Annotated in this window: 16 protein-coding genes; 10 read left to right on the top strand and 6 right to left on the bottom strand. The window is 59.7% G+C overall.

Annotation, left to right across the window (positions count from 1 at the left end; genetic code table 11):
• Positions 1-35: 35 nt before the first annotated feature.
• The 3 genes from CEC48_RS05420 to CEC48_RS05410 all read right to left on the bottom strand — a co-directional run bounded on the left by CEC48_RS05420 (position 36) and on the right by CEC48_RS05410 (position 3,401).
• The gene (locus tag CEC48_RS05420) at positions 36-1,214 is read right to left on the bottom strand and encodes a VWA domain-containing protein (protein ID WP_088422814.1); all 1,179 of its coding nucleotides are present in this window, start codon (positions 1,212-1,214) and stop codon (positions 36-38) included.
• A gap of 11 nt (positions 1,215-1,225) precedes the next feature.
• Complete coding sequence (locus CEC48_RS05415) at positions 1,226-2,071, bottom strand: MoxR family ATPase (protein WP_048725782.1); 846 nt, start codon at positions 2,069-2,071, stop codon at positions 1,226-1,228.
• A gap of 253 nt (positions 2,072-2,324) precedes the next feature.
• Entirely contained in the window at positions 2,325-3,401 is a 1,077-nt protein-coding gene (locus CEC48_RS05410; RefSeq protein ID WP_088422813.1) for a DUF748 domain-containing protein, read from the bottom strand.
• Between the two features lie 123 nt (positions 3,402-3,524).
• On the opposite strand from CEC48_RS05410, the gene cysK reads away from it, so the two are divergent.
• Together cysK and CEC48_RS05400 are read left to right on the top strand one after the other, a co-directional pair.
• A complete protein-coding gene (gene cysK, locus CEC48_RS05405; protein WP_088422812.1) occupies positions 3,525-4,499 on the top strand; it encodes a cysteine synthase A in 975 nt (324 codons plus the stop codon).
• 186 nt (positions 4,500-4,685) lie between these two features.
• A complete protein-coding gene (locus CEC48_RS05400; protein ID WP_088422811.1) occupies positions 4,686-5,624 on the top strand; it encodes an aspartyl/asparaginyl beta-hydroxylase domain-containing protein in 939 nt (312 codons plus the stop codon).
• 257 nt (positions 5,625-5,881) lie between these two features.
• On the opposite strand, the gene CEC48_RS05395 is transcribed toward CEC48_RS05400, so the two are convergent.
• On the bottom strand, positions 5,882-6,421 hold the full coding sequence (locus CEC48_RS05395) for a hypothetical protein (RefSeq protein WP_088422810.1): 540 nt from the start codon (positions 6,419-6,421) through the stop codon (positions 5,882-5,884).
• Between the two features lie 430 nt (positions 6,422-6,851).
• Here CEC48_RS05395 and CEC48_RS05390 point away from each other — a divergent pair, with 430 nt between their 5' ends.
• Positions 6,852-7,712, top strand: a complete 861-nt coding sequence (locus CEC48_RS05390; protein WP_088422809.1) for a DMT family transporter — start codon at positions 6,852-6,854, stop codon at positions 7,710-7,712.
• A 123-nt stretch (positions 7,713-7,835) separates the two neighbouring features.
• Here the strand turns inward: CEC48_RS05390 and CEC48_RS05385 are convergent, their stop codons facing one another.
• Together CEC48_RS05385 and CEC48_RS05380 are read right to left on the bottom strand one after the other, a co-directional pair.
• Positions 7,836-8,732, bottom strand: coding sequence for a DMT family transporter (locus CEC48_RS05385; RefSeq protein ID WP_088422808.1), 897 nt, complete (start codon positions 8,730-8,732; stop codon positions 7,836-7,838).
• A 71-nt stretch (positions 8,733-8,803) separates the two neighbouring features.
• Positions 8,804-10,414: a methyl-accepting chemotaxis protein gene (locus CEC48_RS05380; protein WP_371917744.1), complete on the bottom strand. Its 1,611-nt coding sequence runs from the start codon at positions 10,412-10,414 to the stop codon at positions 8,804-8,806.
• Positions 10,415-10,842: 428 nt separating this feature from the next.
• On the opposite strand from CEC48_RS05380, the gene aceK reads away from it, so the two are divergent.
• The 7 genes from aceK (at position 10,843) to CEC48_RS05345 (ending at position 22,018) form a co-directional block, all read left to right on the top strand.
• Complete coding sequence (gene aceK / locus CEC48_RS05375; RefSeq protein ID WP_088422806.1) at positions 10,843-12,564, top strand: bifunctional isocitrate dehydrogenase kinase/phosphatase; 1,722 nt, start codon at positions 10,843-10,845, stop codon at positions 12,562-12,564.
• A 70-nt stretch (positions 12,565-12,634) separates the two neighbouring features.
• The gene (hrpA, locus tag CEC48_RS05370; protein ID WP_088422805.1) at positions 12,635-16,546 is read left to right on the top strand and encodes an ATP-dependent RNA helicase HrpA; all 3,912 of its coding nucleotides are present in this window, start codon (positions 12,635-12,637) and stop codon (positions 16,544-16,546) included.
• 354 nt (positions 16,547-16,900) lie between these two features.
• Complete coding sequence (locus tag CEC48_RS05365; protein ID WP_088422804.1) at positions 16,901-18,022, top strand: beta-ketoacyl-ACP synthase III; 1,122 nt, start codon at positions 16,901-16,903, stop codon at positions 18,020-18,022.
• A 127-nt stretch (positions 18,023-18,149) separates the two neighbouring features.
• Complete coding sequence (locus CEC48_RS05360) at positions 18,150-18,764, top strand: RNA polymerase sigma factor (RefSeq protein WP_088422803.1); 615 nt, start codon at positions 18,150-18,152, stop codon at positions 18,762-18,764.
• The gene (locus CEC48_RS05355) at positions 18,758-18,991 is read left to right on the top strand and encodes an anti-sigma factor (protein ID WP_088422802.1); all 234 of its coding nucleotides are present in this window, start codon (positions 18,758-18,760) and stop codon (positions 18,989-18,991) included. The genes CEC48_RS05360 and CEC48_RS05355 overlap by 7 nt, the downstream gene beginning before the upstream one ends.
• Positions 18,992-19,330: 339 nt before the next feature.
• Positions 19,331-20,665, top strand: a complete 1,335-nt coding sequence (locus CEC48_RS05350; protein WP_088422801.1) for an OprO/OprP family phosphate-selective porin — start codon at positions 19,331-19,333, stop codon at positions 20,663-20,665.
• A 228-nt stretch (positions 20,666-20,893) separates the two neighbouring features.
• Positions 20,894-22,018: a GNAT family N-acetyltransferase gene (locus tag CEC48_RS05345; RefSeq protein ID WP_088422800.1), complete on the top strand. Its 1,125-nt coding sequence runs from the start codon at positions 20,894-20,896 to the stop codon at positions 22,016-22,018.
• Positions 22,019-22,022: the final 4 nt, after the last annotated feature.

Genomic DNA, 22,022 nt, shown 5'->3' with positions numbered 1-22,022 from the left:
CTCCCACATTTGATCGTGGTTGTCTGGGAAACAGGTTATTTGGAGAGAAAGCGCATCCCTTCCTCAAGCCCTCGCAACGTCAACGCAAACATCTGGTCTTCGATCAACTCCCGAACAATCCCGGTGGACGCCGTATAGCCCCAGGTGTCTTTCGGGTACGGATTAATCCAGATCAGCTTCTTGTACTTCTCCATGAACCGCTGCATCCACACATACCCGGGCTCTTCGTTCCAGTGCTCGACGCTGCCGCCGGCCTGGGTGATTTCATACGGCGCCATGGCCGCATCGCCGATAAAGATTACTTTGTAGTCGGCGCCATATTTGTGCAGCAGGTCCTGGGTCGAGGTACGTTCCGAACCCCGGCGCATGTTGTTCTTCCACACCGATTCATAAATGAAGTTGTGGAAGTAGAAATACTCCAGGTGCTTGAACTCGGTCTTGCAGGCAGAGAACAGCTCTTCGCAGGTCTTCACGTGGGCATCCATCGAACCGCCGATGTCGAACAGCAACAGCAGCTTGATGGTGTTGCGCCGCTCCGGGCGCATCTGGATATTCAGCAGCCCGGCATCACGCGCCGTATGGTCGATGGTGCCGTCGATGTCCAGTTCTTCTGCCGCACCCTGGCGCGCGAACTTGCGCAGGCGGCGCAGGGCGATCTTGATGTTGCGGGTGCCCAGTTCCACCGAATCATCGAGGTTCTTGTACTCACGCTGGTCCCAGACCTTGACCGCCTTGCCCTGGCGCTTGCCGGCATCACCCACACGAATGCCTTCGGGGTTGAAGCCGCCGGAGCCGAACGGGCTGGTGCCGCCGGTGCCGATCCATTTGTTGCCGCCGGCGTGGCGTTTCTTTTGTTCTTCCAGGCGTTTCTTGAATTCTTCGATCAGCTTGTCCAGCCCGCCGAGAGACTGGATTTGCGCGCGTTCTTCGTCGGTCAGCGAACGTTCGAATTCCTTGCGCAGCCAGTCTTCGGGGATCAGCGCCTGGAGGTGATCGTCGAGTTTTTCCAGGCCGTTGAAGTAGGCGCCGAAGGCCCGGTCGAACTTGTCGAAATGCCGTTCGTCCTTCACCAGGATCGCCCGGGCCAAGTAGTAAAACTCGTCCATGTCGGCGAAGGTCACGCGCTGTTTCAGCGCGTTGATCAGGTCCAGCAGCTCACGCACCGAGACCGGCACCTTGGCTGCACGCATTTCATTGAACAGGTTGAGCAGCATGGCAATCGCCCTTATCGGTTACCGCGACGGCTCATGAACGCCAGGCGTTCCAGCAACTGCACGTCTTGCTCGTTCTTTACCAGGGCACCGGCCAGCGGCGGGATGGCCTTGGTGGGGTCGCGTTCGCGCAGTACCGCTTCGCCGATGTTGTCGGCCATCAGCAGTTTCAGCCAGTCCACCAGTTCGGAGGTGGATGGCTTTTTCTTCAGGCCCGGTACTTTGCGCACGTCGAAGAACACGTCCAGCGCTTCGCTGACCAGGTCTTTCTTGATGTTGGGGTAGTGCACGTCGACGATCTTTTGCAGGGTGGTGCGGTCCGGGAAGGCGATGTAGTGGAAGAAGCAGCGGCGCAGGAAGGCGTCCGGCAGCTCTTTTTCGTTGTTGGAGGTAATGATGATGATCGGGCGTTTCTTGGCCTTGATGGTCTCGTCGATTTCGTAGACGTAGAACTCCATCTTGTCGAGTTCTTGCAGCAGGTCGTTGGGGAATTCGATGTCGGCCTTGTCGATCTCATCGATCAGCAGGATCACCCGCTCCTCGGACTCGAAGGCTTCCCAGAGCTTGCCCTTTTTCAGGTAGTTGCGTACGTCGTGCACCTTGTCCACACCCAGTTGCGAGTCCCGCAGGCGGCTTACCGCGTCGTACTCGTACAGGCCCTGATGCGCCTTGGTGGTGGACTTGATGTGCCAGGTGATCAGTCGGGCGCCAAAGGATTCGGCCAGTTGCTCGGCGAGCATGGTCTTGCCGGTGCCCGGTTCGCCCTTGACCAGCAGTGGCCGCTCCAGCGTGATGGCGGCGTTGACGGCCAGTTTCAGGTCATCGGTGGCAACGTAGGCCTGGGTGCCTTCGAACTTCATCTATCAATCCTCGAACGTGACGCCGAACGGTGCAGGACCGAAGCGGGCGAGTAATCAGTTTGGCCCGACTATACCGCGCAGCCCCGGCGACTGTGAACGCAGACGGGCTATTCAGTCTCTGAATGGGCAGTCACATTGCTCTGTAGGCGCGAGCTTGCTCACGAAAAGCCCGAGTGCGCCGCGTTCATTCAGAATGCGCGCGTCAGCGTTGACGCTTTTCGCGAGCAAGCTCGCTCCTACAGGGGTCAACGTTTCAATCCGCACTAGGTTTGGGCTGTTCATAGCGGGCGTTGAAGGCCTGGACAAAACCATTGCGCAAAATCTGCAAAAACGCCTGGAACGCGCTGATATCTTGCTGGTGAACGTTGCCGCTCAGTTCCACCCGTGTGGCGAACTGGTTTTTGTTCTGGTTCTTCAGCACGGTTTCGCTGGCGCCAACCACGGCCTCCCAGATCGAGCGGAAGATGCCCTTGTCCTTGTTCTCCACGTCTTGTTGCCAGTTGAACACCTCGACATTGCGCAGCAAGGGCTTGATGTAGCCGGTCAGTTGGCCTTTTTCGGCTTGGGCTTCGACCACCAGGTCGCCGGTGCCGGCATTGAAGTCGAACTTGCCGTAGGCCGAGGCGAAGTCATTCATGCGTTTGAGCTCGATATCCCGGGCGCGGAAGCGGAATTCGAATTCTTCGAAATTGCTCAAGGGGTCGAACGTTGCAGTCGCCTCCAGCGGCGCCTGGCCCAAAAACAGCGCCTTGCCGTCGAAGCGCGCGTCGCGCTGACCTTTGACGTCCACCACGTTGGTCAGGTTGTAGAAGCTGGCGTTGACCTGGGTCGCGTAAATGTTGACCGGCGGCTTGGAACTGAAGTTATGGAAAGCGATTTTCCCGTCGTCGATGCGCACCTCGTCGAGGGTGATCGGCAACAGTTTGCCCAGTTGCGCCCGCCAGTCGGTGCCCTGACCGGTCTGGGACGCCTGCTTGTTGGTGCCGCCGTCGACGAAGTTCAGCTCCGGCTTGATGAACTGTGCCTGGGCCACCACCGCATGGTCATACCACAGCGAATGCCAACTGACCGACAGGTCGATCACCGGCGCCTTGACGAACGGTACCGGCACCTTGCCGTCGACCTTGACGATCTGCAAACCGTTGACTCGATAGGCGCCGCGCCACAACGCCAGGTCGACGTCGGTGACCTGGCCGCGGTAATCGCCCATGTCAGCGAGTTTGTCATTCAGGTAATTGCGCACCAGATAGGGCAGGGCGATATCCAGGACGACCAGCAGTACCACGACCCCGGCGAGGGTCCAGAGCGGCCAACTGTAGCGACGTTTCATAGGATTTTTCTCCATCCGTGTAGGCGATTGACTGCTGGCGTCGCCGGACGTTCGCTTGACTGGACGCCTCGCAACACGAGGCATACCCTTGGGGCCTTCCTGAAATTGCCTTAAGGACCCGTCATGAGCCGCATTTTTGCAGACAACGCGCACTCCATCGGTAACACGCCCCTGGTTCAGATCAACCGTATCGCCCCGCGTGGCGTGACCATCCTGGCCAAGATAGAAGGGCGTAACCCGGGGTATTCGGTGAAGTGCCGGATTGGAGCAAACATGATCTGGGACGCCGAAGGCAGCGGCAAACTCAAGCCAGGCATGACTATCGTGGAACCTACCTCCGGTAACACCGGGATCGGCCTGGCGTTTGTTGCCGCCGCCCGTGGTTACAAGCTGTTGCTGACCATGCCGGCGTCCATGAGCATCGAGCGGCGCAAGGTGCTTAAAGCCCTAGGTGCCGAACTGGTGTTGACCGAGCCGGCCAAGGGCATGAAGGGCGCGATCGAAAAAGCCGGCGAAATCCTTGCCAGCGACCCGGGCAAGTACTTTATGCCGGCCCAGTTCGAAAACCCGGCCAACCCGGCTATCCACGAGAAAACCACCGGTCCGGAAATCTGGAACGACACCGATGGCGCCGTGGACGTGCTGGTGGCGGGCGTGGGCACCGGCGGCACCATCACCGGGGTGTCGCGCTATATCAAGAACATCCAGGGCAAGCCGATCTTGTCGGTGGCGGTGGAACCCATCAGCTCGCCAGTGATTACCCAGGCGCTGGCCGGTGAAGAGATCAAGCCCAGCCCCCACAAGATCCAGGGCATTGGCGCCGGGTTTGTGCCGAAGAACCTCGACCTGTCGATGGTCGACCGGGTTGAGTTGGTCAGCGACGAAGAATCCAAGGCCATGGCGTTGCGCTTGATGCAGGAGGAGGGGATTTTGTGTGGTATCTCTTGTGGCGCGGCAATGGCCGTGGCGGTGCGGCTGGCTGAGAAGCCGGAAATGCAGGGCAAGACCATCGTGGTGGTGCTGCCGGACTCCGGCGAACGCTACCTGTCGAGCATGTTGTTTGCCGATTTGTTTACCGATCAGGAAAACCAGGCTTGATTCAAATCAGCGCGATGGCGTGGACCTTATGCATAATTGGCCCATCATCGCGCACCGCTGGATGCTGATTGTTGGAGTGCGCGGGTTTTGCCCGAGGCCCGGAGTGTTTATCATGGCCGGCTGCTACGTCTGGTTTCCCGATAACGGGAGGCTAATGGCCAGACGCCTATTTCCAGGAGTTGCTGCATGACCTTTTCTTTGGCCGCCAAACTGTCGGTGTTGCTGCTGTTTATCGGCAGCACGCTGTATGTGCATTTGCGTGGCAAGGCCCGTTTGCCGATGTTGCGTCAGTTCGTCAACCATTCGGCGCTGTTCGCCCCGTATAACGCCTTGATGTACATCTTCTCTGCGGTGCCGTCCAAGCCGTACCTGGACCGCAGCAAGTTCCCGGAGCTGGACGTGCTCAAGGACAACTGGGAGGTGATTCGCGAAGAGGCCATGCACCTGTTCGACGAGGGCTACATCCGCGCCGCCGAGAAGAACAACGACGCCGGTTTTGGCTCGTTCTTCAAGAAGGGCTGGAAGCGTTTCTACCTCAAGTGGTACGACAAACCTCTTCCGTCGGCTGAACTGCTGTGCCCGAAAACCGTGGCCCTGGTCAGCAGCATTCCCAACGTCAAGGGCGCGATGTTTGCCCTGTTGCCCGGTGGCAGCCACCTCAACCCGCACCGTGATCCGTTTGCCGGTTCCCTGCGTTATCACCTGGGGCTGTCTACACCCAACTCCGATGACTGCCGCATCTTTGTCGACGGCCAGGTGTACGCCTGGCGTGACGGTGAAGACGTGATGTTCGATGAGACCTACGTGCACTGGGTGAAGAACGAAACCGAGCACACCCGGGTGATTCTGTTCTGCGACATCGAACGCCCGCTGAGCAGCCGCCTGATGACCCGCATCAACCGCTGGGTCAGCGCCCAACTGGGTCGCGCTACGGCGCCACAGAACCTGGATGACGAGCGCGTTGGCGGGATCAACCAGGCGTATGCGTGGAGCAAGCGCTTCAGCGACCGCTTCAGTGGTGTGGTCAAGCAGTGGAAGCGCAAGCATCCGAAGGCTTATCGCATCCTGCGGCCGGTGTTGGCGGTGGTGGTGCTGACGGCGTTGGGGTATTGGCTGTTTGGCTGATCCAGGTGCCTGAAACGAAAAAACCGCTCTGTTGGAGCGGTTTTTTTATGGGGGGATTATTTGCGTCCTGCCAATACGCCAGCTGGCTCGTCGACTCCCTCAATGAGGGCGCGGAGGATTCGGGGATCAACTGCTGGGGGCTCATCGTTAAGCCGTTCGTGGCGTCGGGATGATTTTTTGTTTCTTGCTGTTTTATTTTCAACGAGACCTTTCATGGTGTCTCCGAATTGATCATTAATTGATCGATGGTCAGGATCCTAAGCGCTGCCTATTTCCTTTGCAAGCCTGCCTGACGCATCGAATGTAAAGCCCAGTTTTTCGTAGGCGGGAACTGCTCCCGGTAAAGGCTCCTGTATTTCGATGGCCTTGCTGCCAACGATCCGTACGTAATGTTCAACGGCCATCAACGCAAGCGGCGCGATGTAACCGCGCAGTGAATGATCGCCTCCCGGTTTTGCTTCTAATCGGACGATCCGCATCCTCAGTCGGCTGTGGTTTGGGTTGGCAAAGCACAGTCCACAGAGTTCACGATCCAACCAGATTGAGATGTCGAAATACATCAGCTCCTTCGCTTTCCACTGTACGACCTCTTCCCATGAAAAGCAGGGCGACTCCCATGTGTGATAGGCATCCAGAGCAGCCCCATCGATTGCTTCAAATCTGACGTGCGTGAGGTCCGGTATGTCGGGGGTTACGTGCTTCGATTTAGTCGGCAATCGGGCAAGTGTTGCATTGGCAAAGTTGCGGGCTTTTGACCTATTCAACTGGTACCTGAGAAAGGTGTGTGGTCGCGGCATTTTTTCTCTTGAGGTCAGGGGTGGCTGGTTTCCTCAGCCTAGGCACGCCTCCATTACCTGTCCTTACTGGCCCTTTGGCAAACTCATTGCAAAGCATGTTCCCAGCTGGTTATAGTCGGCCCCTGGTGTTTTCACACACCGTATTCATCCCCTCAAAAAAGATCAGCACATGCCAGCTTCCCTGCGCATAGCGGTAGTCGATTCAGCGGTCAACGCTGCGGTCGTGCCGTGCGGGAACCAGCAGCCTGCGCAGATCAGTCACTACCCCCCACCTGTCAGTAGCACGCCGGTGTACGCAGTCGTATCACCGCCGGGTGTTGGCATTTAGGGCTGATCAGCTGATTGCTGTTCCCCTGTGCCCGCCTGAAAAAAACCTACTGAATTTCAGCTGTTGCTGAGTTGGCTTTTTGCCTGATCACAGGTGGTATCCATGTCTGTTCTTTCGAAACAATCCGTGGCCGCGGCGGCCTCCACGAGCCTGTTTGTATTGCTGTGGAGCAGCGGGGCGATTTTCTCCAAATGGGGCTTGGCCCACGCGTCTCCCTTTGCGTTTCTGCTGATCCGTTTTGCCATCGCCCTGGCGGGGTTGGTGATTCTGGTACCGATCCTCAAGCTGAAGTTGCCACGCCCCGGCAAGCCGATGCTCTACGCGGCGGCCACCGGGCTGGTGCTGTTGGGGGCTTACCAGATTTTCTACCTGCTGGCCCTGGACCTCAAAGTGACGCCCGGGATGATGGCAACCATCATGGGGGTGCAGCCGATTCTGACCGTGGTGTTGATGGAACGTCAGCGCTCCTGGAGCCGGATGTTCGGCCTGGCGCTGGGGTTGGCGGGGTTGATCATGGTGGTGTATCAGGGCATCGGCATGTCCGGCATGTCCTTGGCCGGGGTGCTCTTCGGCCTGTTGGCGCTGGCCAGCATGACCTTCGGTTCGATCATGCAGAAACGCATCACCGATAACCCGTTGGGCACGCTGCCGGTGCAGTACCTGGCCGGCTTGCTGTTGTGCTCGGTGTTTGTACCGTTCCAGCCGCTCCACTTTGAACACAGCACCGGCTTTTTCGTGCCGGTGCTGTGGATGGGGCTGGTGGTGTCACTGCTGGCGACGTTGTTGCTGTACCGGCTGATCGCCCGGGGCAACCTGGTGAATGTCACCAGCTTGTTCTACCTGGTGCCCGCAGTGACAGCGGTAATGGACTACCTGATCTTCGGCAACAAGCTGGCAATGCTGAGCTTGCTGGGGATGGGCTTGATCATCGTCGGATTGGCGTTTGTGTTCCGTAAGAGCTGATCAACCTGCACCACTGTAGGAGCGAGGGGCACGCCTGGTTCTTGCTCGCGATGGACGTCAACGATAACGCGCGATGTCTGAATGAACGCGGTGCCTTGACGTTTTTCGCGAGCAAGCTCGCTCCTACAGGGATTTAGCCAACTTCCCCGGCCGAAGCACCAGCCACAACGCCCCCGCAATCAACAACCCGCCATACAGATGCGCCATGGACAACGGCTCATCCAGCAGTAACGCGCCCCACAACACCCCAAACGGCGGAATCATGAAGGTCACGGTCATCGACTTCACCGGGCCAATGGACGTCAGCAAGCGGAAGTACAGGATGTAGGCAAACGCCGTACACACCAGCCCTAATCCCAGCAGCGACAACCACACAGGCCAACCACCCCAACTGACCGGTGGATGGCGGATGGCACTCCAGGCAAACAGCGGCAGCAGAAACAGCGAGGCCCCGAGCATACTGCCCAAGGCCGCCAGGCGACTGTCCAGGCCGCCCCGTTGATCGAGCCAACGTCGTGCCAAAAAGCCGGCAAAGCCATAACATGTGGTTGCCAACAGGCACGCCAGCGCGCCCATCAGCAGTTCCATATCGAAGGCCACCGGCCCGGCGCGGGTCAGGACGCCAACGCCAAACAGCCCCAGACATACCCCGGCGATTTTCGACGGTGTCAGGCGCTCACTGAAAAACAGCCCGCCAATCAACACGCCCATCAGCGGCGTGGTGGCATTGAAGATCGCCGAGTAGCCGGCTGGCAGTACTTGGGCCGCCACCGAATACATGGTCGCGGGAATGCCGGAGTTGATGACGCCCAGCAACAGAACCGTCTTGAACTTGCCTTGGAAGTCCCAGCTCACCCGCATCATGGCGAGGATCACCAGCAGGCCGGTGGCGGCAATCGACACCCGGAAAAACGCGGTAGGAAGGGTGCCGATCTCCGGCGCGATAATTCGCATGAACAGAAAACTAGCGCCCCAGATAGCGGCCAGCACCAACAGGTGCAGGGTGTCGACAGGTCTCACGGAAAAACTCCTGTTGGATAAGGGTGGAAGTGTTGCCCACCGACCTGTCTGACACAATCGCTAATACAGCTTTACAGCACAAAACGCGTCACCAACCCGTTGAGGTCCACCGCCAGTCGTGACAGTTCCTGGCTGGCCGCCGAGGTTTGGGTGGCACCGGCTGCTGTTTGCGTCGACAGATCCCGAATATTCACCAGGCTGCGGTCCACCTCGCGAGCCACCAACGCCTGCTGCTCGGCGGCACTGGCGATCACCAGGTTGCGCTGGCTGATCTGCGAGATTGCCGCAGTGATTTTCTCCAGCGCACTGCCGGCGCTGTTGGCCCGCTGCAAGGTCTGGCCGGCGTGTTCGGCACTGCTGTTCAGGGCGCCGACGGTATCCCGGGTGCCTTGCTGGATACCGTTGATCATCTGCTCGATTTCTTCGGTGGAATCCTGGGTGCGTTGTGCCAGCGAGCGCACCTCGTCCGCTACCACCGCAAAACCCCGGCCGGCCTCGCCCGCGCGGGCTGCCTCAATCGCGGCATTGAGCGCCAGGAGGTTGGTCTGCCCGGCTATCCCGCGAATCACTTCCAGCACTTTGGTGATGTCTTGAGCCTGCACCGCCAGGCCTTCAGCCTTGGTCGAGGCGCCGAGTACTTCGTCCACCAGGTTCTGGATCGAGCTGATGGTTTCGCTGATCTGGTAGTGGCCGTGCTTGCTGTCTTCGTCGGAGGCCTTGGAAGCTTCGGCGCTGGACACCGCATTGCCCGCCACTTCATCCACTGCTGCGCTCATCTGCGTCACGGCGGTGGCGGCCTGTTCGATTTCGTCGTTCTGCGCTTGCAGGCCGCGGGTGCTCTGTTCCATTACCGAGCTCATCTCTTCGGCCGCCGATGCCAACTGCTGCGACGATTCGCTGATGCCACGGATGGTTTCCTGCAGGTTGGTCTGCATGGTGGCCAATGCCGTTAGCAACTGCGCCGGCTCATCCTTGCCTTCGACGACGATCGGCCGGCTCAGGTCGCCGGACGCGATGGTGCGGGCCACCGTCAGTGCCTGGCCAATCGGCGTGGTGATGCTGCGGGTCAGCAGCCAGGCCAGCAATAAGGTGGCCAGCAGGGCAGTGACGATAATGGCGCCGACTACCCATTGGGCGCTGGTGTACATCTGGGCCGCCGATTCTGCGGCGTCTTCCACACCTTTCTGGTTAAAGGTGATCATGTCTTCCAGGCTTTTATTGAGGACCCCGCCTTGGGGCGCCAGGCGACTGTTGAGCAGGTCCATGGCGTTTTGCTGTTGGTCCTGGTCGACCAATTGAATCATCTGGGCGACGATCGTCATGTAACTCGCAACGTTGGCTCTCAACTGCTTGAGCATGTCGCGTTCCTGCTCGTTGCTCAGAAGGGTTTCGTGACGCTTCAGCAGTTCTTCAAGGTCGCCGCGCTGGCGGCTGATCAGGTTTTTGCTGTTGTCACGCACCCTCGACTCATCGGTGGTGAGCAAGCGCAGCGCTTCCAGGCGGATGCTGGCGACATAGGCGGCGCTGTCGTGAATGTTTTCAATGCTTGGCATCCACGATTCTTCGATGACCAGCGCGCTTTCCCGCAGCTTGGCCATTTGCCCCAAACCAAACAGGCCGACCACTATCAACAGACTGGCCAAAACCCCAAAACTCAGACTGGCGCGCAGGCCAATCCCCATATTCCTCAATGACATCTCAATGCTCCTTGGGCGATTAGAACCTGTTCCCGGGTCGGTCTTCTGACCTTGTTAGGGTGGGAGAGGGCGCGCTATATAGCAAAGAGCCATCATTCTTGTAATCAGGGTTTCCCTTACGTTGGATCCAATGCGCGGAGAATGGGAGAGGTCTGTTGTGGTAGAGCAAAGACTCGGATTTTCCCGAAGACACACAGGTAAGGCCCGTGGTTAAAGGTCTTCAGATGAAACGTTTAACCGGGAGGGGATGACTGCAAGGTGTTTTTATTGACCGAATGGTCGAACTCATAAAATTGAAAATAAATGTACAAAATGAACAAAGCTGTACAAGTCTGAACGAAAAATGACCCTTCTCCTCTACCCGCACACTGGCTAAGCTCAGCTCACTCCAAATGCCCGCAGAGGTTTCCCAAATGCCGCAGCAAACGCCAGCCCTCGACATTGCGCAGATGATCCTCGACGGCTTCGACGACTACCGCGAGCACTTCCGCCAGATCACCGACGGCGCCCGGGAGCGTTTCGAAAAGGCGCAGTGGCAGCAAGGGCAGGCGGCGTCGGCTGCGCGTATCAACCTGTATGAAGACAAGGTCAGCGAGGTCACGGCGCGGCTGCGCGCGGCCTTCGATGAGGCCGTATTGCTCGACATTTCAGTATGGCCGCTGGTGAAAAGCGCCTACATCAGCCTGATTGACCTGCGGTTTGACGATGAGCTGTCCGAGACCTGGTACAACTCGACGTTTTGCGGCCTGTTCAGTCATGACCTGATCAGCGACGGCTGCATGTTCATCCACACCACCCGGCCGAGCATGCGCCGCGCCCGCGCTGCGCAAACCCGCACCTACAAGCCCGGCGGCAAGCTGGCGGGTATGCTGGAACAGATTTTTGCCGACTACCGCTTCAGCGAACCCTACGCCGACTTGCCCGCAGACCTGCGCCGCCTGGAAACACAGCTGCGCGAAAACCTGCCGGACTGGGTGTGCAAGGACCCAGACCTCAACGTCGAGCTGTTTTCCTCGGTGCTGTACCGCAACAAAGGCGCGTACCTCGTAGGACGCATCTACACCCGCGACGAACAATGGCCGCTGGTGATCCCGCTGTTGCACCGCGAAGGGCGCGGCATCCAGATCGACGCGCTGATCACCGACGAGGCCGATGTGTCGATCATCTTCTCGTTCACCCGCTCTTATTTCATGGTGGATGTGCCGGTGCCGGCGGAGTTTATCGGCTTCCTCAAGCGCATCCTGCCGGGCAAGCACATTGCCGAGCTGTACACCTCGATCGGCTTCTACAAACACGGCAAATCCGAATTCTACCGGGCGCTGATCAACCACCTCGCCACCACCGATGACCAGTTCATCATGGCGCCGGGCGTGCGCGGCATGGTCATGAGCGTGTTTACCCTGCCGGGCTTCAACACCGTGTTCAAGATCATCAAGGACCGGTTTTCACCCTCGAAAAACGTCAACCGCGCCACCGTGATCGAGAAGTACCGGCTGGTGAAAAGTGTCGACCGGGTCGGGCGCATGGCCGACACCCAGGAGTTCGCCGACTTCCGTTTTCCGCTGAGCAAATTCGAGCCCGAGTGCCTGGCCGAGCTGCTTGAAGTCGCCGCTGGCACCGTCGAAGTGGAAGGCGATACGGTGCTGATCCGCCACTGCTGGACCGAACGGCGCATGACCCCGCTCAACCTCTACCTGGAAAATGCCAACGAAGCCCAGGTGCGCGAAGCGCTGGAAGACTACGGCCTGGCGATCAAACAACTGGCGGCGGCGAACATTTTCCCCGGCGACATGCTGCTGAAGAATTTTGGCGTCACCCGTCACGGTCGCGTGGTGTTCTACGACTACGACGAAATCTGCTTCCTCACCGAGGCCAACTTCCGGCATATCCCGGCGCCGCGCACCCCTGAAGATGAAATGGCTTCCGAGCCCTGGTACTCCATCGGCCCGCTGGACGTGTTCCCGGAGGAATTTCCGCCGTTCCTGTTTGCCGATGCGGGCCAGCGCCGGCTGTTCGACGAACTGCATGGCGAGTTGTACAACGCCGACTACTGGAAAAGCCTGCAAGAGGCGATTCGCGCCGGCAAGGTGATTGATGTGTTTCCCTACCGGCGCAAGGGCCTGGACAACGAATGAGGGGAGCGCGTGGCGGCGCTTTTCTGCGACAATCCGGCCCCTGCATAAATAGACGACCTTTGCGTACCTGATGACTGACCAAGCGCCCGCTATCGACCAACTGCTGAAAAACCTCGATCACGCCATGCTCGCCGACCGCCACCGCTTGCGGCGGCAGCTGCTTGAGCTGCGCAAGAAGCCCGATGAGGAAAAACTTGCGCAGTGGGTGACGCGGATGCAGGCCTCCTGTGCCCAGGTGGCGGCGCGGCGTGCCAGCCTGCCGGTGATTCGCTACGACGACAGCTTGCCGATCGCCGCCAAGCGTGACGAGATCAAGGCAGCGCTGCTCAAGCATCAGGTGCTGATCATTGCCGGTGAGACCGGCTCGGGTAAAACCACGCAGTTGCCGAAAATCTGCCTGGAAATCGGCCGTGGCCAATACGGTTTGATCGGCCACACTCAGCCGCGGCGGATTGCAGCGCGCAGCGTGGCGAGCCGGGTCGCGGAAGAGTTGGCGACACCACTGGGTTCGCTGGTGGGTTACCAGGTGCGGTTTGAGGACCAGAGTGATTCCAACACCCTGATCAAGCTGATGACCGACGGCATCCTGCTGGCCGAAACCCAGAACGACCGCTACCTCGAGCGCTATGACACGATCATCGTCGACGAAGCCCACGAGCGCAGCCTGAACATCGACTTCCTGCTGGGCTACCTGAAAACCCTGCTGCCGCGTCGCCCGGACCTCAAAGTCATCATCACCTCGGCCACCATCGACCTGGAGCGCTTTTCCAAGCACTTCGACGATGCGCCGATTGTCGAAGTGTCGGGCCGCACGTTCCCGGTGGAAACCTGGTACCGCCCGCTGACCCTGGAGCAGGACGAGGAGGGCAACCGCGTCGAGGACGACCTGACCGTCGACCAGGCGATTCTCGCCACCCTTGATGAAATTGCCGCCTTTGAGCGCAGCGAGCGCAAGAGCCCCGGCGATGTGCTGGTGTTCCTGCCCGGCGAGCGCGAGATTCGCGATGCTGCCGACATGCTGCGCAAGGCCCAGCTCAAGCACACTGAAATCCTGCCGCTGTACGCGCGCCTGTCACCGGCCGAGCAGCAGCGAATTTTCCAGTCCCACCCGGGCCGCCGCGTGGTGCTGGCGACCAACGTCGCGGAAACCTCGCTGACCGTGCCGGGCATTCGTTATGTGATCGACAGCGGCACTGCGCGCATCAGCCGGTACAGCTACCGGGCCAAGGTCCAGCGCTTGCCGATCGAGGCGATTTCCCAGGCCAGCGCCAACCAGCGTAAAGGCCGGTGCGGGCGCGTCGAGCCGGGCATTTGTGTGCGCCTGTTCAGCGAAGAAGATTTTATCGGGCGCCCGGAATTTACCGACCCCGAGATTCTACGTACCAACCTCGCGGCCGTGATCCTGCAGATGCTGCACCTGCGTTTGGGCGAGATCACCGACTTCCCGTTTATCGAGCCGCCGGATGGCAAGGCCATTAGTGACGGTTTTAATCTGCTGCAAGAGCTGTCGGCCGTCGACCGCAACAGCCAACTGACGCCGATGGGCCGCCAGCTGGCGCGTTTGCCGGTGGACCCGCGCATGGGCCGCATGTTGCTGGAAGCGGCCAAGCTGGGCAGCTTGCAGGAAGTGCTGATTGTCGCCAGCGCGATGTCGATCCAGGACCCGCGCGAGCGCCCGCCGGAACGCCAGCAAGCCGCCGACCAGGCCCACGCACAATGGAAGGACCCGGATTCCGACTTCGCCGGGTTGGTGAACTTGTGGCGCGGCTTTGAAGAACAGCGCCAGGCATTGACCGCCAGCCCGTTGCGCAACTGGTGCCGCAAGAACTTCCTGAATTACCTGCGCCTGCGGGAATGGCGTGATTCCCACCGCCAGTTGAGCCTGATCTGCCGCGACATGCAGTTGACCGTTAACAAAGAACCGGCGGACTTCCCGAAACTGCACAAGGCGGTACTGTCTGGCCTGCTGAGCCAGATCGGCCAGAAAACCGAAGACGGTGATTACCTCGGCGCGCGCCAGCGGCGCTTCTGGATTCACCCTTCGTCGGGCATCGGCAAGAAGCGCCCGCAATGGCTGATGACCGCCGAACTGGTGGAAACCACCAAGCTCTATGCGCGGATGGTGGCCAAGATCGACGCCGACTGGATCGAGCCGTTGGCCGGGCACCTGATCAAGAAAAACCACTTCGAACCCCATTGGGAGAAGAAGCGCGGACAGGTGGTGGCGTTTGAGCAGATCACCCTGTTCGGGTTGATCATCGTCGGTCGCCGGCCGGTGCATTACGGGCCGATTGATCCGGTGACGTCCCGCGAGCTGTTTATCCGCGAAGGCCTGGTACGGGGCGAGATTCAGTCCCGGGCCCGATGCCTGACCGCCAACCAGCAACTGCTGGAACAGCTCGATGAACTGGAAGCCAAGGCCCGCCGGCGCGACATCCTGGCGGACGAAGAGACCCTGTACGCCTTCTACGATGCGCGCTTGCCGGCGGAGATCCACCAGACCGCGACCTTCGACAGTTGGTACAAGGTCAACAGCCAGAAGGACCCGCAGCTGCTGATCATGCGCGAGGAAGACGTGCTGGCCCGCGAGGCCAGTGAAGTCACCGCCGCCCATTATCCAGACACCTTGCACCTGGGCGACCTGGCCCTTGCCTTGAGTTATCACTTCGAGCCCAACCATCCGCGCGATGGCGTGACCTTGCGCGTACCGGCGCCGCTGTTGCCGGCCTTGCCTCCCGAACGCCTGGAATGGCTGGTGCCGGGTGTGATCGAGGCCAAGTGCATTGCCCTGGTGCGCAACTTGCCCAAGGCCCTGCGCAAGAACTTCGTACCGGTGCCGGATTTCGTCAAGGCGGCGTTGCAGCGTATCGAGTTCGGCCAAGGCTCTTTGCCTCAGGCATTGGGGCGCGAGCTGTTGCGCATGACCGGCGCTCGGGTCAGCGATGAAGCCTGGGCCGAAGCCGCGCAGCAGGTGGAAAACCACATGAAAATGAATCTCGAAGTGGTCGACGGCCAGGGCAAGTTCCTCGGCGAAGGCCGCGACCTGGCCGAGCTGACGGCGCGCTTCGCCGAAGCCAGCCAGGCTGCATTGGCGGTGCCGCAGACTGCGAAAAGCCAGCAGCCGGTGGAGGCCAAGGTGTTCGCGGCGGTGGCCGAGAAAACCCAGCAAAACATCGCCGGGCTGTCGATGACGGTTTATCCGGCGTTGGTGGAAGAAAACGGTACGGTGAAGGAAGGGCGTTTCTCCACCGCCGCCGAGGCCGAGTTCCAGCACCGTCGAGCCTTGCAGCGTCTGCTGTTGCAGCAATTGGCCGAACCGGCAAAATTCCTGCGGGGCAAGTTGCCTGGCCTGACTGAATTGGGGCTGATGTACCGCGAACTGGGGCGCATCGAAGCCTTGGTGGAAGACATTCTGTTGGCCAGCCTCGACAGCTGCGTGCTGGAGGGCGAAGCCAGCCTGCCGCGGGATGGCGCCGGCCTGGCAGCCTTGGCCGAGCGCAAGCGCGGCAGTTGGACCGAGCATGCCGAGCGCCAGGCGCGCTTGACCCTCGAAATCTTGAAACTGTGGCATGGCCTGCAAAAACGCTTCAAGGGCAAGATTGACCTGGCCCAGGCCGTGGCTCTCAATGACATCAAGCAGCAACTGGGCAACCTGGTGTATCCCGGCTTCGTGCGGGAAACCCCCGCGCAATGGTTCAAGGAGCTGCCGCGTTTCCTCAAGGCCATCGAGTTGCGCCTGGAGAAATTGCCGAGCCAGGTGCAGAAGGATCGGGTCTGGAGTACCGAGTTGGGCGGCCTGTGGAGCCAGTATCAGAACCGCCTGAACAAACACGCCCAGGAAGGCAAGCGCGACCCTCAACTGGAGCTGTATCGCTGGTGGTTGGAGGAATACCGGGTGTCGTTGTTTGCCCAGCAGTTGGGCACCAAGGTACCGATTTCCGACAAGCGCTTGAGCAAGCAATGGAGCCAGGTCGAGGCGTGAGGCACACCGGTGGCGAGCAAGCTTGCTCGCGTTGGGCGGCGAAGCAGCCCCATCGCGGCCAACAGTGTTCAGGCTGAAGCACCTCAGTGACCGACTGGGGCCGCTTCGCGACCCAGCGCGAGCAAGCTCGCTCGCCACAGGTAAGGTGTTTGTGCGGGATAGGCGCCAAGTTTCCGATGTTGTGGCAAACTTCGCGGTTATAAATGCCGGGATCGTCGAGTTGGGCTGGTGCAGCCATGGCGCGATGGAATAAAGCGTTTCCAGTTTGAAGGCCGCTGGGCGGCACAAAACTACTTACGGTTTGGTACGACGGTACCAATACCCTTCTGCCTGAACAGATTTAGAGGAACGACCGTGCATAACGTCGTCATCAGCGGCACAGGCCTGTACACCCCGGCCAACAGCATCTCCAACGAAGAGCTGGTGCAGTCTTTCAATGCTTACGTGCAACAGTTCAACCTGGATAACGCCGCAGCCATCGAACGCGGTGACGTCCAGCCACTGACCGAATCCAGCGCCGCTTTCATCGAAAAGGCCTCGGGCATCAAGAGCCGCTTTGTCATGGACAAGGCTGGCATTCTCGACCCGCAGCGCATGGCGCCACGCCTGCCCGAGCGTTCCAACGACGAGTGGTCGATCCTCTGCCAGATGGCCGTGGGTGCTGCCGAGCAAGCCTTGCAGCGCGCCGGCAAGACCGCCGCCGACATCGACGGCGTGATCGTTGCCTGCTCCAACCTGCAACGGGCGTACCCGGCGATTGCCATCGAAGTCCAGGAAGCGCTGGGCATCCAGGGTTTCGGCTTTGACATGAACGTGGCCTGTTCCTCGGCGACCTTCGGCATCCAGAACGCCGCCAACAGCATCCAGCTGGGCCAGGCCCGGGCGATCCTGATGGTCAACCCGGAGATCTGCACCGGCCACCTGAACTTTCGTGACCGCGACAGCCACTTCATCTTTGGCGATGCGGCCACCGCCGTGATTCTGGAGCGGGCTGATCTCGCCACCTCCGAGCATCAGTTTGACGTGGTGAGCACCAAGCTGCTGACCAAGTTCTCCAACAACATCCGCAATAACTTCGGCTTCCTCAACCGCGCGGCGCAAGAGGGTATTGGTGCTCCAGACAAGCTGTTCGTGCAGGAAGGCCGCAAAGTCTTCCGTGATGTCTGCCCGATGGTCGCCGAGTTGATCGGCAAGCACTTGTCGGAAAACCAGCTGAACGTGGGCGATGTGAAGCGCTTCTGGCTGCATCAGGCTAACCTCAGCATGAATCACCTGATCGTCAAGAAACTGCTGGGCCGCGAGGCCTCGGTGGAAGAAGCGCCGGTGATCCTCGATACTTACGCCAACACCAGCTCGGCGGGTTCGGTGATTGCGTTTCACACCTACCAGGACGACTTGCCCAAGGGCGCTGTGGCCGTGCTCAGCTCGTTTGGCGCGGGGTATTCGATTGGTAGCGTGATTCTGCGCAAACGCTGATCATGTGGAAGCGGGCTTGCTCGCGAAAGCGGTGATTCAGCCACCGGATGCACGGCTGACACACCGCCTTCGCGAGCAAGCCCGCCCCCACATTGACGGTGTTCCTGTCTTGAAACAGAGGTCTTGAATGGCAGCAGCGGACGACGCGCACCTGCTTGAACGATTGCTCAAGGGCGAGCAGCGGGCCTACAAGGAATTGGTCACCACCTACCAGAGCGCCATGCGCGCCGTGGCCTATGCCATCGTCGGCCAGCGCCATGCCGATGAGGTGGTGCAGGACGCCTGGCTATCGGTGGTGCGCAACCTGGCGAAGTTCGAGGGGCGCTCCAGCCTCAAGACCTGGCTGCTGACCATCACGGCCAACTCGGCAAAAGGCCGCTACAAGCAAAATCGCCGGGAAGTGCTGCTTGATGACCTGCCGTCGCCCCACGGCACCATCGGCGATGATCGCTTCGTGCCCGACGATGGCCACTGGGCCGTGGCGCCGTTTGCCTGGCATCAGGACACGCCCGAAGCGCTGCTCACCGAAGACGAACTGCGCGAGTGCCTGGAGCACACGCTAGCCAGTCTTTCCGAATTGCAGAGCAGCGTATTGCTGCTGCGCGAACGTCAGGGGCTGGAGTTGGAGGAGATTTGTAATCTTCTGACACTATCGCTCTCCAATGTTCGTGTGCTGTTGCATCGAGCACGGCTTAAAGTCTTCGCCACGGTGGAGCATTTTGAGGAAACCGGCGAATGTTGACCTGTAAAGAACAAGTAGCGCGTTCCAGTGACTATCTCGATGGGCAACTGACCTTTCGCGAACGTCTGCTGGTGCGCCATCACCTGATGTTCTGCCCCAACTGCCGGCGCTTTATCCGGCAGATGCGCTTGATGCAAGCGACGCTGAAGATCCTGCCCGAGCCGCCCATCGGCGACGTCGATGCGTTGGCCGAGCGCCTGGCCGCCGAGCGTTCGCGCGACCAGTAACACCCGTCACTTTTCACACTTGAACGAAGCCTGCATCGACTATCGATGCGGGCTTTTTTTTGATCAAAAAATAATCAACATGAAAAGCATTTCATTTTTATCGGGTATTTTTACATCTTGTATCATCTGACATTTTAAACACTTTTTAATGCTGGAGCCCTGATGTGCATGGCCTTTGGCTTATTTCCGTTGGCTATTAAAAAGTTCCTTGGTAACAAAATTTTTATATACCGGAAACCCGACTGAAATATCCCCTGCCCAAGATCGCCAACCAACACAGACGGCCATGAGCTGCGTGTTTTACCACTGAACAAGACCATCAATTAGGGGGATTTTTCGATGATCGTTAAGCACTTCGCCGGTTTAGCGGCCAGCGCCCTGGCCCTGGCCGTTACCGCCCAGGCTTTCGCTGGTACTGTCACAACTGACGGCGCCGATATCGTTGTCAAAACCAAGGGCGGCCTTGAGGTTGCAACCACCGACCAGAATTTCAGCTTCAAGCTGGGTGGTCGTTTGCAGGCCGATTACGGCACGTTTGATGGCTTTTATACCAAAAACGGCGACTCGGCCGACGCGGCGTACTTCCGTCGTGCCTACCTCGAGTTGGGCGGCACGGTGTACAAGGACTGGAAATACCAGATCAACTACGACTTCTCCCACAACTCCGGCAGCGCCGATGATGGCTACTTCGACGAAGCGTCCTTCTCGTACGTATGCTTCAAACCGGTGGTGATTCGCGCCGGCCGCTTCGACCAGGACTTCGGCCTGGAAAAAGCCACCAGCTCCAAGTGGGTCACCGCCATCGAGCGTAACCTGGGTTATGAAGTCGCTGACTGGGTCAACTCCCACGAAAACGGCATGGGCCTGCAGGTCAGCGCGGTGGTGGGTGACATGGCCTATCTGTCCTCCGGCGTGTCGTCCAAAGGCATCAACGACAAGAACGGCAAAGGCGTGAAGCAGTTCAACGCCCGTGCCGTGTTTGCGCCGATGCACGACAGCGGCAACGTCTTGCACCTGGGCGTGGACGTGGCGGTGCGTGACCTGAAAGACACCTCGTTCGACTCGCGAATCCGTCCTCGCCTGGACGCTCGCGGCGTTGCCACCAACGGCGGTAATGATGCCGGTGCCAACGGTAACCGTGCGACGTTCGGCGGCGGCGTGGGGCTGGACTCCGGCAACCTGACGGCGAACGATGCCTACGACACCGACACGGTGTTCGGTGGTGAATTTGCCTTCGCTCGCGGCCCGCTGTCCCTGCAGGCCGAATACCTGAATCGCAAGATGAAGGCCGACAGCAGCGCTTATCAGGACGTGAAGGCCACCGGTTTCTACGGCCAGGTGGCTTACACCTTGACCGGTGAGTCCCGGGTCTACAAGCTCGACGGCGCCAAGTTCGACACCATCAAGCCCGAGAACAAGCAGTTTGGCGCGTGGGAAGTGTTTTACCGCTACGACAACATCAGCGTCGACGACAAAAACGTGGTGCGTAACAGCGCGACCCGTGAAGTGGGCGACGCCAAGGCCAGCCTGAACACCATCGGTGTTAACTGGTACGCCAACGAAGCGGTGAAGATCTCTGCCAACTACCTCAAGGTCAGCACCGACAAGATCAACAATGCCAATGGCGACGACAGCGGCGACGCCATCGTGGCCCGCGTGCAGTACGTGTTCTAAGTAACGTTTAACACCGCTCCAAAGCGCTCTTTCTTCATCCGTTAAAGCGCTCCTCATTTGGTTTGCCCCGCCGTCTGGCGGGGTTTTTTTTGCGTTGATCCTTGTAGGAGCGAGCTTGCTCGCGAAGAACCAGAGAACGCCGCGTTCTGTCAGAATGGTCGCGTTATTGTTAACGACCATCGCGAGCAAGCTCGCTCCTACACAAAGCCGTGACCGTCGGGGAATGGGATGCCGTTACAACGTTTGAATAACCTGTCCGAGATTGGGCCCGATGAATGGAACGCGTTGGTCCCCGTTGATCAGCCGTTTCTGCGCCATGCGTTCCTCAGTGCGCTGGAGGACAGCGCCAGCATCGGCCCGCATTCCGGCTGGCAGCCCGAGCATTTACTGCACTACGAAGGTGGCCGGCTGATTGCCGCGTTGCCCAGTTACCGCAAATGGCATTCCTATGGCGAATACGTGTTCGACCACGGTTGGGCCGACGCCTGCGAGCGTGCGGGTATCGACTACTACCCGAAACTGCTGACGGCGGTGCCCTTCAGCCCGGTCAGCGGTCCGCGCTTGCTGGCTGCCAGCGCCGAGGACGGTTTCGAGCTGCTTAAAAGCCTGCCCGGTTACCTGGAAATCGAAGGCCTTTCCAGCGCCCATATCAACTTTACCGACGCCCTGGCAGATACCGCGTTGGCCCAGCAGCCGGGCTGGCTGCAACGCCTCGGCTGCCAGTTTCATTGGCAAAACCGCGGTTACCGCGACTTCCAGGACTTCCTCGATGCCTTGAGTTCGCGCAAGCGCAAGCAGATGCGCAAGGAGCGCGAACAGGTGGCGGGGCAGGGTATCGAGTTCGAGTGGTTGCAAGGCCATGAGCTGAGCGAAGCGCAGTGGGATTTCGTCTACGCCTGTTACGCCAACACCTACGCCATCCGCCGACAATCGCCGTACCTGACCCGGGCGTTTTTCAGCCTGCTGGCCGAGCGCATGCCCGAGGCGATTCGCGTGGTGCTGGCCAAGCAAGGCTCACGGCCGGTGGCCATGGCCTTCAGCCTGATCGGCGGCGACAGCTTTTATGGACGTTACTGGGGCTGCCTGGCCGAGTTCGACCGGCTGCATTTCGAGACCTGTTTCTATCAAGGCATGGATTACGCGATTGCCCATGGCCTGCAGCGTTTTGACGCCGGTGCCCAGGGCGAGCACAAGTTGATTCGCGGGTTTGAACCGGTGATCACGCATTCCTGGCATTACCTGCGACATCCGGGGTTGAAGACGGCGGTGGTGGACTTCCTGGAGCGCGAAAGCGTGGGGATCCTGGCGTATGCCGAGGAGGCGAGGGCAGCCCTGCCGTACCGGCAGGGCTGAACAC

Source organism: Pseudomonas sp. K2I15 (genome assembly GCF_002204795.1).
Classification (GTDB): Bacteria; Pseudomonadota; Gammaproteobacteria; order Pseudomonadales; family Pseudomonadaceae; genus Aquipseudomonas.
The sequence above is the reverse complement of the archived record's forward strand: the minus strand, read 5'-3'. Positions and strand labels throughout refer to the sequence as shown.